At 62.9% G+C, this 18,012-nt stretch carries 16 protein-coding genes; 1 reads left to right on the top strand and 15 read right to left on the bottom strand.

All coding sequences use genetic code 11. From position 1 onward, the window contains the following. Positions 1-1,014 (top strand): alpha/beta fold hydrolase, encoded by a 1,014-nt coding sequence (locus tag KUF55_RS08510; protein ID WP_218818573.1) that lies wholly within the window; start codon positions 1-3, stop codon positions 1,012-1,014. Here the strand turns inward: KUF55_RS08510 and KUF55_RS08505 are convergent. From KUF55_RS08505 to pyrR, 15 genes are all read right to left on the bottom strand, one after another. After that, positions 1,011-2,735, bottom strand: a complete 1,725-nt coding sequence (locus KUF55_RS08505; protein WP_370630967.1) for a primosomal protein PriA — start codon at positions 2,733-2,735, stop codon at positions 1,011-1,013. The two genes, KUF55_RS08510 and KUF55_RS08505, sit on opposite strands and share 4 nt — an antisense overlap. Continuing rightward, complete coding sequence (locus KUF55_RS19020) at positions 2,663-3,076, bottom strand: hypothetical protein (RefSeq protein ID WP_370630966.1); 414 nt, start codon at positions 3,074-3,076, stop codon at positions 2,663-2,665. Before KUF55_RS19020 ends, KUF55_RS08505 begins: the two co-directional genes overlap by 73 nt. A 126-nt stretch (positions 3,077-3,202) precedes the next feature. Further along, positions 3,203-4,408, bottom strand: a complete 1,206-nt coding sequence (gene metK, locus KUF55_RS08500; protein ID WP_132363719.1) for a methionine adenosyltransferase — start codon at positions 4,406-4,408, stop codon at positions 3,203-3,205. Positions 4,409-4,620: 212 nt separating this feature from the next. Next, positions 4,621-5,874: a bifunctional phosphopantothenoylcysteine decarboxylase/phosphopantothenate--cysteine ligase CoaBC gene (coaBC, locus tag KUF55_RS08495; protein WP_218818572.1), complete on the bottom strand. Its 1,254-nt coding sequence runs from the start codon at positions 5,872-5,874 to the stop codon at positions 4,621-4,623. A gap of 112 nt (positions 5,875-5,986) precedes the next feature. Beyond that, entirely contained in the window at positions 5,987-6,250 is a 264-nt protein-coding gene (gene rpoZ / locus KUF55_RS08490) for a DNA-directed RNA polymerase subunit omega (RefSeq protein ID WP_132363717.1), read from the bottom strand. A 112-nt stretch (positions 6,251-6,362) separates the two neighbouring features. Further along, a complete protein-coding gene (gene gmk, locus KUF55_RS08485; RefSeq protein WP_132363715.1) occupies positions 6,363-6,941 on the bottom strand; it encodes a guanylate kinase in 579 nt (192 codons plus the stop codon). A gap of 11 nt (positions 6,942-6,952) precedes the next feature. Then, entirely contained in the window at positions 6,953-7,288 is a 336-nt protein-coding gene (gene mihF / locus KUF55_RS08480) for an integration host factor, actinobacterial type (protein ID WP_132363992.1), read from the bottom strand. A gap of 602 nt (positions 7,289-7,890) precedes the next feature. Then, positions 7,891-8,532, bottom strand: coding sequence for a hypothetical protein (locus KUF55_RS08475; protein ID WP_218818571.1), 642 nt, complete (start codon positions 8,530-8,532; stop codon positions 7,891-7,893). A 591-nt stretch (positions 8,533-9,123) separates the two neighbouring features. Next, positions 9,124-9,987, bottom strand: a complete 864-nt coding sequence (pyrF, locus tag KUF55_RS08470; protein WP_132363711.1) for an orotidine-5'-phosphate decarboxylase — start codon at positions 9,985-9,987, stop codon at positions 9,124-9,126. After that, entirely contained in the window at positions 9,980-13,321 is a 3,342-nt protein-coding gene (gene carB / locus KUF55_RS08465; RefSeq protein ID WP_218818570.1) for a carbamoyl-phosphate synthase large subunit, read from the bottom strand. The genes pyrF and carB overlap by 8 nt, the downstream gene beginning before the upstream one ends. Further along, positions 13,322-14,521 (bottom strand): glutamine-hydrolyzing carbamoyl-phosphate synthase small subunit, encoded by a 1,200-nt coding sequence (carA, locus tag KUF55_RS08460; RefSeq protein WP_218818569.1) that lies wholly within the window; start codon positions 14,519-14,521, stop codon positions 13,322-13,324. It lies immediately after the preceding gene. Continuing rightward, on the bottom strand, positions 14,518-15,072 hold the full coding sequence (locus tag KUF55_RS08455; protein ID WP_132363705.1) for a hypothetical protein: 555 nt from the start codon (positions 15,070-15,072) through the stop codon (positions 14,518-14,520). The genes carA and KUF55_RS08455 overlap by 4 nt, the downstream gene beginning before the upstream one ends. Then, positions 15,073-16,407 (bottom strand): dihydroorotase, encoded by a 1,335-nt coding sequence (locus KUF55_RS08450; RefSeq protein ID WP_132363703.1) that lies wholly within the window; start codon positions 16,405-16,407, stop codon positions 15,073-15,075. Between the two features lie 31 nt (positions 16,408-16,438). Then, positions 16,439-17,419 (bottom strand): aspartate carbamoyltransferase catalytic subunit, encoded by a 981-nt coding sequence (locus KUF55_RS08445; RefSeq protein ID WP_132363701.1) that lies wholly within the window; start codon positions 17,417-17,419, stop codon positions 16,439-16,441. Next, entirely contained in the window at positions 17,416-18,006 is a 591-nt protein-coding gene (pyrR, locus tag KUF55_RS08440; protein WP_132363699.1) for a bifunctional pyr operon transcriptional regulator/uracil phosphoribosyltransferase PyrR, read from the bottom strand. Before pyrR ends, KUF55_RS08445 begins: the two co-directional genes overlap by 4 nt. Between the last annotated feature and the right edge of the window lie 6 nt (positions 18,007-18,012).

Genomic DNA, 18,012 nt, shown 5'->3' with positions numbered 1-18,012 from the left:
ATGCCCGATCATTCGCAGCCGCGCACTCGCCGCGCCCTGAAAAGCACCCACCACATCCACGGCGCACGGGTGTGCACCTGGACCTACCCGGCACTCGACAGCGCTCGCGGCGTGATCCTGGCCGTGCATGGCTTCCGGGGAGATCACCACGGACTCACTCGGATCATCAATGAGCTCGGCGATTACACGATTATCGTTCCGGATCTGCCCGGCTTTGGGGTTTCCACCCCGTTCTGCGCCCCCGTGAAGGACGAGGAATCACAAACGTCAAACCCGGCACCCAGCGTTCCAGCACACGATGTTGCGGGTTACGGCGAGGTCATAACCGCGCTGCGCCAGGAGCTGGAGTTGGGCCCGGAGACCATCTTGTTGGGTCATTCCTTCGGCACCATCGTCGCCGCCACGTATCTGGCTCGGCATCCGGGCAGCTTCGCCCGGCTGCTGCTGCTGAACCCGATCTGCGAACCGGCGCTCGAGGGCAGTTCGGCGTTGCTCTCCCGGGCCGCCGGCAGCTACTACGCGGTCGGCTCCTGGCTGCCCGCACCGCTGGGTGATGCTCTCCTGCGTTCGCGGCTGATCACCGACGCCACCTCACTGGCCATGCTGAAGTCCAAGGATCCGGCCATGCGGGCCTACGTTTTTGACCAACACCGCCGCTATTTCTCCGGGTTCACCTCACGTGCGACCCTGCGCGAGGCCTATGGTGCCTCCATCACCGCCACGGTGCGTGATGTTGCTGCGCGCATCAATGAACCGACCCTGCTGGTGGTGGGGGAACTTGATGAATTGGGCTCCGTGGAAGCGCAGCGGGCACTGACCCGGCGCTTCCCGCGCGCCAGACTGCGGGTCATCAACAACGTGGGACATCTGATCCACTATGAGAAGGCACCGGAGGCCGCTGCGCTGATCCAGGACTTTTTACGCGCTCCCATGCCATGGGCCCGAAGCGGGATGCCGCGCAGCACCTACACCAGCGCCCCGCACGAGGCAGCAGCTGGTGGCAGCAACGGCTAGAGAATTCCGTCGGCGTCGATGCGGATGGAAACGACCGGCTCCTTTGCGGCACTAAAACGTGCTCGCATGGCGCGCAACTGCGCCGTGACGCTTGGTCCCTGTGCGTAGGAGAAGAACAACAACCAGCGATGTTCGCCCTCCCCCCGAAGCACCGGACCATTACGCCGTACCGAGTCCGGAAGCTCAAGGGCGGCCATGAATTTTTCCACGGTGGCGGCCGGACCCTGGATCAACGCGGTCCGCACGGCCGGGGGCAACCCCACCTCGCGGCGTTCCGCCAGCTCGGCATCGGCATAGGCCGCAGCATCAAAGCGAACCAGGGCTCGCATTGGCTCGGTGGGATCTCCGGCGACGACCACGGTGCCGCCGCCCGGACGCTCGCCTGATTTATCACGCCCGCGCGCCAGGGCGGCAGCTCCCATCCACCGGTTAAGCACTTCCTCACCGGTGCGCAGCCCCTCCCGCGCCAGCATGCGATCGCCATCAAGCAATAGCACCGCGGCGTAGCCCTGCTCGGCCACCGGCTCGGCGCCGGGGGTAGCGACCACCAGCGCTGGTTTCGCCGGCACGGTAAAGATCGGTTTGGCCCCGGTGGCCGAGAGCACCGTGACGTTGGGGAATGCCCTGCCCAATTCCTCGGCCGTGCGATCCGCGCCAATGGAGGCGGCCCGCAGTCGCATAAAGCCACATTCACCACATGACCAGCCGGCTGCCACCAGCCCGCACCAACCGCAGGAGGGTGCACCGCGGGCGTCGTCAAGGGCCAGCGGGCCGGTACACGCGCTGCAGCGGGCGGAGGTACGGCAGCGTTCGCAGCGCAGGGCAGGCATAAATCCGGTGCGCGCCACCTGCACCAGCACCGGCCCGTGCTCGAGCGCAGCCTTGGCCTCACGCCAGGCTGCGGCGGGCAACCGGGCGGCATGCAGCACCGGATCGCGTTCGGATTCAAATTCGTCGGATGCGGCAATCACGCGCGGGGCATTGGCGCGCAGCAGCGAACGGTTGGCCCCAAGTTCTTGGGCCCAGCCGCTGCGGATGAGTCGTTGGGCCTCGGCACTACGTCCGGGGGCCGCCACCAATAATCCGGCGTTTTCAATTCCGCAGCGCAGCAATAACACCTCACGGGCATGGTGATACGGGGCGCGGGGTTCGGCGTGCGAATGATCCGCATCGTCCCAGATGATGGCCAGGCCCAGATTGTGCACCGGGGCGAAGGCGGCATTGCGGGTGCCAATCACCAATTGTGTCTCACCACGAGTGATGCGTAGGAAGTTTTTATAACGCGGGGTCGCCCCATCCTCGGCACTGAGCCTCGCATAGGAGTTAGGCCCGATGGCGCCATCCACGTAGCTGCACAGCCGGTTGAGGTCCCGAGCGTCGGGGACAACGATCAGTGCGCCGCGACCGGCACTGAGGCTGAGCTCGGCCGCCTCGAGCAGCAGCGCCGGCCAGTCCCCCGGGCGGTTCGGCACCGCCGATACCACCGCCCGGGGTCCGCTTCCGGCACGGAGGGCTTCGGCAAAATCCGCTCCTCCGTCGTATTCACCCAACAAGCTGCCAGTGGTGGACCACGTCGAAACGGCAGCTTCGTCGGCCTCCGCTTTTGGGGCTACCTCAGTGCGCTTTGATTCCTGGCTCTTCTGCGTTTCTACCCGTGCCATGCGGGCCGGAACAGCCGCACGCAATACGTCCCACACGCCTCCGGCATAACGTTCTGCCACCCCCGAGCCACCGCCAATACCTCGCCGCTCAGCACCACCTCGGGGGAAATGACGGCGCGCAACGGCTGGAGCTTGATTCCGGGTTCGGAATGTTCCAGACGTTCGGCAATAAAACCGGCCAGCTCTTGAGAGCCAAAACGAACCTTAACCCTGACCCCGGGCTGCGCCGTGGCATCAAGTTCAACCGGCACCAGGTAATCAAACGGGCGGTCAAGATGCGGGACCGGTGAATCGATGATGACCCGGGCGATGGGCAGCTCCTCGGCCATATGCGGGATCCCGGGCAGCGGCGCGGACAGGTCAAAGCCAGCCAGCAACGATGGCTGAAGTGACTCCGACATGATCATCAGCTCCCATGCGTTTGAGGTGCCCATTTTTAAGCAAGAAATCGGGCGCCGCACGCCCTTGCGGCACGACTCCCGATCCCCCGGTTTGACCAACCCTAGTGGGGCGGTCAAACCACGTGACTATGCGCCGAAGAAGGCCTTCAGTGCGTCAACACGGTCAAGGTTTTCCCAAGTGAAATCGGGATCTTCGCGTCCAAAGTGGCCGTGCGCCGCGGTCTTCTGGTAGATCGGACGCTTCAGGTCTAGGTCTTCGATGATACCCAGCGGGCGCAGGTCAAAGACCTCGTTGATGGCAGCGGTGATCCGCACCGGATCAACGGTTTCGGTGCCAAAGGTCTCCACGTAGAGGCCCACCGGACGTGCCACGCCGATGGCGTAGGCGATCTGGACCTCAACGCGGCGGGCCAAACCGGCAGCCACCACGTTCTTGGCGACCCAGCGCATGGCGTAGGCGGCCGAACGGTCAACCTTCGAGGGATCCTTACCGGAGAACGCTCCACCACCGTGACGGGCAAAACCACCGTAGGTATCAACAATGATCTTGCGTCCGGTCAGACCGGCATCGCCGACCGGGCCACCGATGATGAAGGGGCCCGAGGGGTTCAGGATGATGCGGGTATTGGTGGTATCAAGTTCCGTGCCGGCGAGAACCGGCTTCACGACCTCTTCGAGCAGGCCCGCCTTGAGATCTTCGAGCGAGTACTCGGCGGCGTGCTGTGAGGAGACCACGATGGTTTCAACCGATACCGGGGTATCCCCGTCATAGCCGACGGTCACCTGGGTCTTGCCGTCCGGGCGCAGCAGCGAGAGCGTGCCGTCCTTGCGGACTTGAGTCATCCGCTCGGAGAGGCGGTGGGCCAGGTGGATGGGGGTAGGCATCAACGTGGCGGTCTCATCCGAGGCGTAGCCGAACATCAGGCCTTGGTCGCCGGCACCCTGCGCGTCACGCGGGTCAACGGCAGTGCCCTCACGGACCTCCAGGGAGTTGAAGACGCCATCGGAAATTTCCTGGGACTGCTGCCCGATGGATACCGAGACGCCGCAGCGCGCTCCGTCAAAGCCGTTGGCCGAGGAGTCATAACCAATGTCCAGGATGGTGCGGCGCACGATCTCCGGAATTTCCACGTACCCGTCGGTGGTCACTTCTCCGGCAACGTGTACCAGACCAGTGGTGGTGAGAGTCTCCACGGCAACCCGGGAGTTCGGGTCCTGCGCCAACATGGCGTCAAGGATGGCGTCGGAGATCTGGTCACAGATTTTATCCGGGTGGCCCTCCGTAACCGATTCGGAGGTGAAGAGGCGTAGCTGCGGGGATTCTAAAGTCACTGTGCCACTCTACCGGTAAGTGCGCCGGGAGGCAGATCCCAGGAATTGGTGCGACCTGTGGAAGTGAACACAGTCACCTCAATGCCCCGAATGTGGCGTTTGATGTCGCAACATTCGACCAGATGACGAAAATCCGGGCAGCGATTTGCCTCGCTGCCCGGATCTTTTCACCACGACGCCCATCGATGGAGCTGTCGATAGTGCTCGAGTCTTTAGCGCTTGGTTGTACCCGTGGCCAGAACCTGGGCCACCGCGGTGAGAACCACCACGGCAACCTCGTCCTTGGAACCGGCAGCCACCACGGGCCGGGCACCATCGGCGAAGAGGATCGTCACGGAGTTCTGCGTGGTCCCGAACGTGAGGTTCTCCCCCACCTCGTTAACAACCAGCATTTCGCAGCCCTTACGTGCCAATTTGCTGGCCCCATATTCGAGCACGCTGGACTCGGCATCGCCGGTTTCGGCGGCAAATCCAACGATCAGCGGGGCCAAGGTGCCGGCTTCCCCCTCACTGGCGCGCTGCTTGACCAAGGTGGCGAGGATGTCTGGGTTGCGGATCAGGGTGATGACAGGATCGGCATGATCATCACTCTTCTTGATCTTTGAGTCCTGGTATTCACCGGGACGGAAGTCGGCGACGGCGGCGCTCATGATCAAAACATCGGCGCCACGGGCCGCCTCGGTGACGGCGCCCTGTAGCTGCCGGGCGGTGGAGGCGGTACTCAATTCCACACCCGCAGGAGCTGGCACATCCATGTGGGCGGCGATGAACCTGACGGTAGCACCGGCGGCCAGCGCGGCATTCGCGAGAGCAACGCCCTGACGTCCAGAGGATCGATTGCCCAAGAAACGCACAGGATCCAGCGGTTCGCGGGTTCCACCGGCGGAAATGGCAATGACCTTTCCGGCCAATGGCCCCTCGGCCTCCACCGCGGAATCCGCAGCAAGGTAGGGCAACAGGTCGGTATAAATGTCCGAGGGTTCCGGGAATCGCCCGGCGCCGGAATCCTTACCCGTCAGTCGGCCGATGGCAGGGTCAATCACGCGCACGCCGCGGCCACGCAACGTGGCAACGTTGGCCTGCGTCGCGGGGTGCTCCCACATTTCGGTGTGCATGGCCGGGACCATCACCACCGGAGCGTGAGTCGCCAGTAAGGTACCGGTCAACAGGTCGTTCGCCATTCCGGCGGCGGCCCGTGCCAGAACGTCGGCGGTGGCCGGGGCAATCACCACCAGATCTGCTTCCTGACCGAGGCGAACATGGTTCACGGTATCCACCGCCTCAAAGACGGAGGTGCGAACCGGACGTCCGCTCAGCGCCTCCCAGGTCGCCAGACCAACAAATTCGAGCGAGGCGGCCGTGGGGATCACATCAACCTGATGCCCCGCCTCTTTAAACAGCCGTAGCAGCAAAGCTGCCTTGTAGGCGGCGATCCCTGCGGATACACCTAAGACAATGCGCTTCACTGCTACCACCGATACGTTGATGCCCGGTGCTGGTGTTCACACCATGGGCCCTCCAAGGAGGCCGGGGTGTCAACGCCGTTACCGAGTCAGGGAATCAAAAGTTACCGAGTGATTACTCGGCCACTTCCTCAATCTTCGAAACGTTGAGCATGCCCTCGTTGATTTCGCGCAGGGCGATCGACAGCGGCTTCTCGTTCAGGCGAGTGTCAACCAACGGGCCAACATACTCGAAGAGGCCCTCGTGCAGCTGTGCGTAGTACGCGTTGATCTGGCGTGCGCGCTTGGCGGAGTTGATCACCAGAGCGTACTTCGAATCGGTAGTGGTCAACAGCGAGTCGATGGACGGGCTGATGATGCCTTCAAGGTTCGTGTTCACGAAGCCTCCAAATAACTAGTTGGTGGATCAAGACGTATAAGTACTGCACCCACATGTATTTCCCCGAAACCAAGCGGCGCCGGGGGAACTGCGGGCCTTACACAAAAAGTTTTTAGCGTGCGTGCGGGGTCAATCCCATGAGGGTGACCAGCTCGTCGGCCGCTCGCGAAATCTCGTCGTTAACGATGGTCACGTCAAATTCCGATTCAGCGGCAAGTTCCAGTTTAGCGGTTTCCAGCCGACGTTGCTGCTCCTCGGGCGTTTCAGTGCCGCGACCCACAAGTCGGCGCACCAATTCGTCCCAGCTGGGCGGCGCTAGGAAGACGAATTTCGCGTCGGGAAGATTCTCTTTCACCTGACGCGCGCCCTGCAAATCGATCTCCAGCAGCACACGCTTGCCGGCGTCGACGGCCTCCTGGACCTTGGTGCGGATGGTGCCGTAGCTGTTCTGCCCGTGCACCACCGCCCATTCAAGCATCTGGCCGTCGTTGACCAGTTCACCGAACTTCTCCGGCCCCACGAAGAAGTAGTGCACACCGTCGATTTCTCCGGGGCGCGGAGCCCGCGTCGTCGCGGAAACCGAGAGCCAAACATCGGGGTAGTTGTCCCTGATGAAGGTGGAAATCGTTCCCTTCCCTACGGCCGTGGGACCGGCGAGGACTGTGACCGTTGGGTGAGGGCTTACCGTCATGGTGTGCTTCGTTACTCTTTCGTTTTGGGAGGCGATTGCTGGAAATGATCCACCAATGCGATGCGCTGTTTGCGCCCCAACCCGCGCAGGCGTCGGCTGGGTGAGATACCTAGTCTATCTATAAGCGTGTGTGCTCGGATCTCGCCGACACCGGGAACCGATTCCAGCAGGTCCATAACGCGCAGTCGCCCGATGGCCTCGTCGTTAGGTACAAGGTCCAACAACTGGTTAATGCCCAGCTTTCCGGCACCAAATTCGTTCTTGATTTCGGCCCGTCGTGTTCGTGCAGCCAGCGCTTTTGCTCGGGCCCGAATACGGTCCTCGTCTGAGAGTTCTCGCAGTACCATGCCTTTTGCCGCCATTCCATCTATTGGGTCAAGCATCAGGGCAACAAGCCCTGAACTGAAGATAACCACTCACGGCCCCCGATGCAAGGGGTAATCGTGCTGTGGCTACCACAAACGTGTCATCCAGGCAGAAAACACGCTCATGTCTTGCCCGGTGCGCCGGAGAGTGTAAGGAAGATCATCCGAACCCGGGATCCTGAAACGCGAAAGTGCTCCCACCTGCGCAAACCCATATTCGATCGACATGGATGGAATTTGCCCGCGATCCCCACCCGACGGCGACACGGTCCCCCACAAATGGAGAAGAGTACCAAGGTGCCCACCATCGCCACGCGGCGGTCCCTCGTCCCTGATGCAATCGGTGACAGCGGCGCGTCAGCACTAGGGCCAAGCCCCATGAGTGAATTGGCCATCCGGCTTTGTGCTTGTGGTCAACTCACTCACGGTTTTCATCAAGACCCGATCGCGGTCTTGGGACCTCAGAACTCGCAACTCGCAACTCACGCACGCTGGCCGCAGCAGAAAATCAGAGCGGGCCTTTTCACCATGCATGATTCAGCGCCGGGGCGGAATGGACAAGCGTGCAGTAGTGGCGGTTGTCCTTAGCTGGTCCTGACCCACGCACAACGCTTCATGGAATTGTCAGCTTCAACAACATTGACCAGCGACCAGCCCCGGGGTTCACCACCAAGAACAGTGCCGTTTTCTCCGGGGAGCTGGGCGCCGCTGATTTCACCGGATTTCGATGCGATCTTCGACTTTTCAGAAGGCATTGCATATAGCTCAAATTCACCCGGCTCATACCCTCCCGCATACATCGCTGGACAGACGCCCCCGTAGGCGCGGGTCGGCGCTGTCTGCACCGGTTCCCACGCCTGACTTACTTCATTTTTTTCAACAGCGACGGTTCTGGTGACATCTCCCGTGCCACCCTCAGCACATGAGCGCGCCGAGTCCTCGCCGGATCGGCGAACTTCGCTAATTTTCACGCCACCATTCACCGCGCGAACATTCTTAACAAAATCACCACAGTTCCGGCTTTGGGCGATCGGCGTCTGAAGCTGTTCAGGCTTGTCAACATCAGCAAGCCACACGTACCACTGGCTGTCGAGGCCATTTCCTTCGTATCTGTCCAACGATGCCACGGCGTCCTGGACACCATCATCATTAACGTCCGAGTAGACAACCTCTCCCATCTTGAATTGAGAGCCGTTCCGCGTTGCCTCACCATTAGCTAATGACACGGTGATGATGTCATCGATTTCGTACCCGTTAAAGAACGTCCAATCCGCATTCTCAAGGTCAAAATCTTTAAGGCTTGCCGCAGTAGCAGCAGGCGTAGAAGTTGGACCTGGAGTTGGAGAGGAGGAACTACTGGGCAGGGGGCGAGAGTACCTTCTACTTCGGGAACGGTAGAGGAGCAACCAGCCAGCCCGATCGACAATACAAGACTAGAAACAAAGAGAGGAATTTTGAAACTTTTTTGACGAACAAAATGTGAGTTATTCATCTTCATGATGCTAACTCACCATATGTCAGAGTTTTAATAGTTACAAAAAATTGTCACACTGAACGTCAACTGAGGAACTTAACCAGAACCCTCTCTTTAATGACTCATGACAAAAGGCAAAAAAACCGCGGTTTCAACAAAACTCATTCACGGTCTTCAATGCACGCCTGTAGCTTCGCCTTTGATGGTCATCTAGGCGATGAGAGAAAACCCGTTCCCTTCCACAAACAAATGGTGGCCCCACTCCCCCCATCCCCCAGTCTTTGGGGGAAGAGGGCCGTGAGGCCACCACTCAATGTCGGGGAGGTTGCCCCGGACGTACTCGTTAGAGCAATGAATCCCGCGTGGCTGCCGCTGCATCACACAGGGCGGCGGCAGTTGGGCCGGCCTTGAGGATGTCGCGACTCGAGGTACCCAGCACCTGCGGCCAGAACGCCCCAAAGGAGGCCTTCATGTCCGCACCCGTGGCACCCTGTGCGCCGAGTCCCGGAGCCAGGATCGGAGCGTGAGAGGCGGCGAGGTTGATACCAAGCTCCTCCAGCGCCGAACCCACCGTGGCACCAATGACCAGCCCGGTGGAACCGAACGGTAGTGCACCGGCATTCTCGGCACCCACGGACTCAATAACTCCCTTGGCCACCGAGGCGCTTCCGCCCACGTGCTGGACCGAGGCACCCTCGGGGTTCGAGGTCAGCCCCAGGACAAACACACCACGGCCGGTGGCAGCAGCCAGATCCAACGCCGGGCGCAGCGACTCGTAGCCTAGGTACGGGCTGAGCGTCACGGCGTCGGCAGCCAACGGGCTGCCCTCCCCCAACCAGGCATCGGCGTAGGCGGCCATGGTGGAGCCAATGTCCCCACGCTTGGCATCGGCGATCGAGAGCACATTTCCCTGGGCGCACAGCGCCAGAGTCTCCTCCAGCACCGCCAGACCACGCGAACCGTGCCGCTCATAGAGCGCCACCTGAGGCTTCAATGCCGCAACGTGCCCGGCCAGTGCCTCAACCACGGTCAGGGAGAAGCTGCGCAGCCCCGTCACGTCATCACTCAGGCCCCAGGAGCTCAGCAGCGCGGGGTGCGGGTCGATGCCCACACACAGCTGGCCGTGCTTGTTCATGGCCGCGGCCAAGCGCTCCCCGAAGGGCACGCGTGCCGCGGCGGCTGCTGCTCGAGCCGCCGAGCTAGGCACGTGCGCCTGCCTTGGTGTCGGCGGCAAGGGCACTCGCCTCGGCAATGCCGGCCTCACGCAGCGTCACCGCGTGCTCCTGCAGCGAGGCGACCGACCACTCGAAGTGACGCATGGCGTCGATGGCCTGAATCGCTGCACCGAACTCGGCGACGGTGGTGATGATCGGGGTACCCACCGAGACGGCCGCGGCGCGGATCTCGTAACCATCTCCACGTGCCTCGCCGCCCGAGGGGGTGTTCAGAATCATCGCGATATCACCATTGGTGATCAAATCAACGATGTTGCTCTCACCCTCGGCCGAACCCTCGCGGACCTTGCGGACCACGCTGGAAGGGATGCCGTTGCGGCGCAAAACCTCGGCGGTGCCGCCGGTGGAAAGGATTTCGAAGCCCATTTCCGCCAGGTGCTTGACCGGGATCACGATCGAGCGCTTGTCGCTGTTGGCCACGGAGACAAAGACCTTGCCGCTGGTGGGCAGCGGGTTATTGGCAGCGGCCTGGGACTTGGCGAAGGCGGTGTCGAAGTACTTATCGATGCCCATCACCTCGCCGGTGGAGCGCATTTCCGGGCCGAGCAGCGAGTCAACAACCTTACCCTCCGGAGTGCGGAAGCGAGCGAAGGGCATTACTGCTTCCTTCACGGATACCGGTGCGCCCTCGGGCAGGTTGGCTCCGTCACCGGATTCCGGCAGCATGTGGTGTACCGAGCGCAAATCGGCGATCGAGACACCCACACCGATCATCGCCGCGGCCTTGGCCAGCTGCACGCCGGTGGCCTTGGAGGTGAAGGGCACGGTGCGGCTGGCGCGCGGGTTGGCTTCGATCACGTAGAGGATGTCCGAGGCCAGGGCGAACTGGATGTTGATCAGTCCGCGCACGCCAACACCCTCGGCAATGGCGTGGGTGGCAGCAACCACCCGGTCGCGCACATCCTTACCCAGCGTGATGGGAGGCAGCACGCAGGCGGAGTCACCGGAGTGAATGCCGGCCTCTTCAATGTGCTCCATGATGCCGCCGACGTAGAGGTCGGTGCCGTCGAAGAGGGCATCAACGTCGATCTCGATGGCGTCCTCGAGGAACCTGTCCACCAGTACCGGGTGGTCGGCGGTGATTTCGGTGGCGTTGAGGATGTAACGAGCCAGGTTGGCCTCGTCATACACGATCTCCATGCCGCGGCCGCCCAAAACGTAGCTTGGGCGAACCAAAACCGGGTAGCCAATCTCATCGGCGATGCGCTTGGCCTCATCGAAGGAGACGGCGGTGCCGTTCTTCGGGGCGATGAGTCCGCCGGCATCCAGCACGCGCTGGAAGGCGCCGCGGTGCTCGGCCAGCTCGATGGCCTCCGGGGAGGTGCCGAGGATCGGCACACCGGCATTGGCCAATTCCTGCGCCAGCTTCAACGGGGTCTGCCCGCCGAGCTGCACAAAGACGCCCAGAACCCCACCGGTGGATTCCTCGGCGTGGATGACCTCCAGCACGTCTTCGAGCGTCAGCGGCTCGAAGTACAGGCGGGTGGAGACGTCGTAGTCGGTGGAGACGGTTTCCGGGTTGCAGTTCACCATCACGGTCTCGTACCCGGCGGCCCGCAGCGCCATGGTGGCGTGCACGCAGGAGTAGTCAAACTCGATGCCCTGACCAATACGGTTCGGGCCCGAACCCAGGATGATCACCGATGGCTTCTCGTGGGCACGAACCTCGGTCTCCTCATCGTAGGAGGAGTAGTGGTACGGGGTGAAGGCCTCAAACTCGGCGGCGCAGGTATCAACGGTCTTGAACACCGGGCGCACACCCAGGGCGTGGCGGATCCCGCGTACCACGGCCTCGGGCTTGTTGGTCAGCGCGGCGATCTGGGCGTCGGAGAAACCGTGACGCTTGGCCTCGCGCAAGACTTCCTCGCTGAGATCCGGGTTGGAACGAATCATCGCGGCGGTCTCATTGATCAGCGCGAGCTGGTCGAGGTACCAGGGGTCGATGCCGGTCTCTTCGAAAATGTGCTCGATCGACGCGCCGCCGAGCAGCGCGCGCTGCACATTGGACAAGCGGGAGGTTGAACCCTTGACGGAGGCGGCGATCAGCGGCTCCACCTCGGAGGCGGCCGGGGTGTTGAATTCCAGCTCGCTACCCTTCTGCTCCAGGGAACGCAGGGCCTTCTGCAGGGCCTCGGTGAAGTTACGACCGATGGCCATGGCCTCGCCGACCGACTTCATGGTGGTGGTCAGCGTGGCATCGGCGGCCGGGAACTTCTCAAAGGCGAAGCGCGGAACCTTGACAACCACATAGTCAAGGGCCGGTTCGAAGGCCGCGGGGGTCTTGAGCGTGATGTCGTTGGGGATTTCATCCAGCGTGTAGCCGAGTGAGAGCTTGGTGGCGATCTTCGCGATGGCGAAGCCGGTGGCCTTGGAGGCCAGGGCACTGGAGCGCGAAACACGCGGGTTCATCTCGATGACCACGATGCGCCCGGTGGATGGTTCGATGGCGAACTGGATGTTGCAACCACCGGTGTCCACGCCCACCTCACGGATCACCGCGATGGAGATGTCGCGCAGGCGCTGGTATTCGCGGTCGGTCAGGGTCAATGCCGGGGCCACGGTGATCGAGTCGCCGGTGTGCACCCCCACCGGGTCAAAGTTCTCGATCGAGCAGATGACCACGACGTTGTCTTTTTTGTCGCGCATCATTTCCAGCTCATACTCCTTCCAGCCCAGGATGGACTCCTCCAGGAGCACCTCGGTGGTGGGCGAGTACTGCAGGCCTGCGCCGGCGATGCGGCGCAGGTCGGTGGCGTCGTACGCCATGCCCGAGCCCAGTCCACCCATGGTGAAGGAAGGACGGACCACGACCGGGTAGTTTAGGATTTCCACGGCGGCAAAGGCCTCGTCCATGGTGTGCACGATGACGGACTTGGCCGATTCGGCGCCGCAGCGCTCCACCACGCCCTTGAACTTCTCGCGGTCCTCACCGAGTTCGATGGCGGCGATGTTCGCACCGATCAGCTCGACGTTGTACTTTTCCAGCACACCGGCCTTATCCAGGGCGATGGCGGTGTTCAGGGCCGTCTGTCCGCCCAGGGTCGGCAGGATCGCGTCGGGGCGTTCCTTGGCGATGATCTTCTCCACCACCTCCGGGGTGATCGGCTCGATGTAGGTAGCATCGGCGAACTCCGGGTCGGTCATGATGGTGGCGGGATTCGAGTTCACCAGGATGACACGGATGCCCTCCTCCTTGAGCACTCGCAGGGCCTGGGTGCCGGAGTAATCAAACTCGGCGGCCTGGCCGATGACGATCGGACCGGAGCCGATGACCAGGACCGATTTAAGGTCTTCGCGCTTAGGCATTTACTTCTCTCCCTGGGTGGAATCTGCGGTGGTGGCGGGGGCGTTCTTGGCCGCGCGCATGGTGGTGATGAACCTGTCGAACAGGTGGGAGGCGTCGTGCGGTCCGGCCGCTGCCTCCGGGTGGTACTGCACGGAGAAGGCGGGGATGTCCAGGCAGGCCAGGCCCTCAACCACGTTATCGTTCAGCGAGAGGTGAGATACCTCCACGCGGCCAAAGCGATCCAGCGGCGCCATGGAGGCACCCTCACGGGGTGCATCGACGGCAAAACCGTGGTTCTGGCTGGTGATTTCCACCGTACCGGTGGCCTTGTCCAGCACCGGCTGGTTGATGCCGCGGTGCCCGAAGGTCAACTTGTAGGTGTCATAACCCAGGGCGCGGCCCAGGATCTGGTTGCCGAAGCAGATGCCGAAGTATGGGATCTTCGCATCCAGCACGGAGCGCACGAGCTCCACCTGGGTGGCGGCGGTGGCCGGGTCACCGGGGCCGTTGGAGACGAACACGCCGTCGGCTCCGGTGGCGGTGATGGTTTCGAGCGTGGCGTTGTACGGCAAGACGTGCACGCGCACCCCGCGCTCGGCAAAACGCTGCGGGGTCATGGCCTTGATGCCCAGGTCGATGGCGGCGATGGAGAATTCCACCTCGCCGGTGAACCCGTGATCCGCAGGCTCCACCACGTAGGCTTCCTTGGTCGAGACACGCTCGGAGAGATTCGCTCCGGCCATCGAGGGCTGCTCGTTGACGATCTTGATGAGCGTTTCCAGTGGTGCCTCGGCGTCGGGACCGGAGAAGATGCCCGACTTCATGGCCCCACGGTCACGCAGGTGACGGGTCAGGGCGCGGGTGTCGATGCGGGAGATGCCCACAACATCGTAGGTCACCAACTCCTCATCCAGGGTGCGCTGTGAACGCCAGTTGGAGGGGCGTCGGGCGGCCTCGCGGACCACATAACCGGCGGCCCAGATGCGCTTGGATTCGGCATCTTCGTCGTTCACACCGGTATTACCGATGTGCGGGAAGGTCTGCACGATGATCTGTGCCGCATAGGAAGGATCGGTGAGAGTCTCCTGGTAGCCGGACATGCCGGTGGAGAAGACCGCTTCACCCAAGGCGGTGCCGATGGCGCCGTAACTACGGCCACGGAAAACGCGTCCATCTTCGAGCACCAAGAGGGCTTGCTCGGTTCCCTGTACTGCTGTCACTGGTTTTCCTTTTTCTCGGCTGGTGATGATGTTTCGTTGTGTCCGGTGCTCAGCGCAACAATGCGCGTGAGCAGATCCGGGAGTTCTTGGTGGTAGCGCGGGCGGAAGCCGGTATCCACGGCCTGGCTGCCCAGCATCCAGTGCAGGATCAGCAGTCCGTCCTTCTCCACAAATTTTCCGGCCATGCCCGCGGAGCGTGATGCTCCGCTTAGCAGAGAACGCGGAATGAAGAGGTCCGGGGCGCCGCGGCGCAGAAGCAGCACTCCCGCCTCGTGAATGGACAGCTGAGCATTGGTGCGGATGCCCAGGGCGTGCGTGGCAATGCGATCCAGCCAGTCTTCGGCGGTGGTGGTGCACACGTAGAGACCCTCACTCGGTTCACCGATCGTGGCACCGAGCGCCGGCTCGCCGTGGGCATCAAGGGGAATTTCCGGAGGCGCGCTCACGTCGGATTGGCGGCGTAGGCGATTACGCCAGCCCACTCCAATCAAGACGATCAGCACCACGATCACCGCAAGGGTGGTGAGCACTGCCCCGGTGTATTCACCCATTTATGCGCCCTCGGTGATCCGTGGGGTGTTCAGCGCCCCATCGAGCACCGTCGGGTGACCGTGGAAGAACACGGTGCGCACCTTGCCCGGCAGTTCGAGCCCCTTAAACGGGGAGTTGCGGCCCTTGGTGGCCATGGCAAACGGGTCAACAATCCAGCGCGCATCGGCATCCACCAGGGTGATGTTCGCCGGTTCACCGACGGCCAGTGCCCGGCCCTGATCGCTCACGCGGCCGATGGCGGCCGGGGTAGTGGAGGTGATGCGGGCGAAGTCGGCCCAGGAGATCAGCCCGGTCTCGATCATCGCGTGCTGCACCACCGAGAGTGCGGTTTCCAACCCGGTCATGCCCATGGCTGCCGCCGCCCACTCGCATTCCTTGGCTTCGGAGGGGTGCGGTGCGTGGTCGGTGCCGATGATGTCGATGGTGCCATCGGCCAGTCCGGCGCGCAGCGCCAAAACATCGGATTCGGCGCGCAACGGCGGGTTGACCTTGAAGACCGGGTCGTAGCTCTTGACCAGTTCATCGGTGAGCAGTAGGTGGTGCGGGGTGACCTCGGCGGTGACATTCACGCCGCGGGACTTGGCCCAGCGGATGATCTCCACCGAACCGGCGGTGGAAACGTGGCAGACATGCAGGCGGGATCCGACGTGTTCGGCCAAGAGCACATCGCGGGCGATGATCGATTCCTCGGCGACGGCCGGCCATCCGGCCAGGCCGAGCACCGCGGAGACTTCGCCCTCGTTCATTTGGGCGCCCTCGGTGAGCCGTGGTTCCTGGGCGTGCTGAGCCACCACACCGTCAAATGCCTTCACGTATTCCAGTGCGCGGCGCATGATCAGCGGGTCATGAACGCAGATTCCGTCATCGGAAAAGACCCGCACGCCGGCACGGGAGTCGGCCATCGCGCCAATCTCGCTGAGTTGCTTTCCGGCCAAACCCACGGTGACGGCACCCACCGGGCGCACATCCACCCAGCCGGAGCGTTTTCCGAGGGACCAGACCTGCTCCACAACGCCGGCGGTATCTGCCACCGGGTTGGAGTTGGCCATGGCGTGCACGGCGGTGAAGCCGCCCATGGCCGCGGCGCGGGTACCGGTTTCCACGGTTTCCGCGTCTTCGCGGCCCGGTTCACGCAGGTGGGTGTGCAGGTCAACCATGCCCGGCAGGGCAATCTGGCCGGCGGCCTCGATGAGAGTGGCGGTGGCGGCACTGGCGTGGGCGAGTGCATCGGCGCCGAGGGCAACGATCAATCCGTCCTGAATCAGGATGTCGCTGGCCTCTTCGCCCAGTGGCTTGGCGCCGCGGATGAGATAAGCGGTAGTGGAAGTGCTCATGAAGGGTGACTCCAATTTCTTGACAAGTTTTTTAGAGGCCGGCGGGACGCTGCTGGTCCCCCGATAGCAACAGATACAGCACGGCCATGCGCACCGCGACACCGTTGGCCACCTGGGCCAGCACGGTGGAGCGTGGTGAGTCGGCGGCGGCGGAGGAAATTTCTAATCCACGGTTCATCGGGCCCGGGTGCATGATGATGGTTTCGGATCCCGGCTGCGCATCAAGTGCCGCCAGTCGAGCGTCATCAAAGCCCCAGAGCCGGGAGTACTCGCGGGTGTTGGGGAAGAAGGAGTCGTGCATGCGTTCGCCCTGAACACGCAGCATCATCACCGCATCAACCCCACCGGCCAGCGTGGCGTCGAGGTCATAGCTGATGGTGCACGGCCACGCGTGTGAACCGTGCGGCAGCAGCGTGGGAGGCGCCACCATGACGACCTCGGCACCTAGGGTGCGCAGCAGCCAGAGGTTGGAACGGGCCACGCGGGAGTGCAGGATATCGCCGACGATGGCGACCCGCATCCCGGCCAGGTCGCTGCCCAGTGCGGAAATCCCATGCGTTGCGGCCCAGTGGGTGCGCAGCGTGTAGGCATCGAGCAGTGCCTGCGTGGGGTGTTCATGGGTGCCATCCCCGGCGTTGACCACCGGGGCGTCGATCCAGTCGGTGGCGGCCAGGCGGGCCGGGGCACCGGAGGCGCCGTGGCGGATGACCACGGCGTCGGCGCCGATCGCCTGCAGGGTCTGCGCGGTGTCCTTCAGCGACTCACCCTTGGACACCGAGGAGCCCTTCGCGGAAAAGTTGATGACATCGGCGCTCAGGCGCTTGGCCGCTGCTTCGAAGGAGATGCGGGTGCGGGTGGAGTCCTCAAAAAAGAGGTTCACCACGGTGCGCCCGCGCAGGGCCGGAAGCTTTTTGACCTCGCGGGTGCCGACGGCGGCCATTTCCTCGGCGATGTCAAGGATCCGGATGGCGTCTTCGCGCGAGAGGTCAAGGGTGGAGAGCAGGTGTTTCATGCGGTGGCCTCGATGATGACTTCGTTGTTATTTTCCCCATCAACCTCACCCAGGTGCACACGGACCTTCTCGGTGGTGGCAGTCGGAAGGTTCTTACCCACGTGGTCGGCGCGGATGGGAAGTTCACGGTGGCCGCGGTCTACCAGGACGGCTAGGCGAACGATGCGCGGGCGACCTAAATCGGCGATGGCGTCAAGCGCGGCGCGGATGGTGCGTCCGGAGTACAACACGTCATCTACCAGCACCACGACCTTGCCGTCGATGCCGGTGGCCGGAAGTCGGGTGGGCACCGGGGTGCGGGTGGTGGAGTGACGAAGGTCATCACGGTACATGGTGACATCGAGCTGGCCGATGATGGCGGACGGGTCCAGCGTCGGATCTGTGGCTGCGATGCGCTGGGCCAGGCGTTGGGCCAACGGGAAGCCGCGGGAGGGAATCCCCAACAGCACGAGGTCAGCTGTCCCCTTGTTTGCCTCGATAATTTCGTGGGCGATGCGGGTAATAACCCGGTCAATGTCATCACTAGAGAGGACAATCCGGGCACTGACGGGCGCTAGGGCACGGGCATTTTCTGGCTCGTTGCTCATCTGCGG

This window comes from Paeniglutamicibacter sp. Y32M11, assembly GCF_019285735.1.
Taxonomy (GTDB): domain Bacteria; phylum Actinomycetota; class Actinomycetes; order Actinomycetales; family Micrococcaceae; genus Paeniglutamicibacter.
Note: the sequence above shows the minus strand (reverse complement) of the source record. Positions and strands in the feature narration are given on the sequence as shown.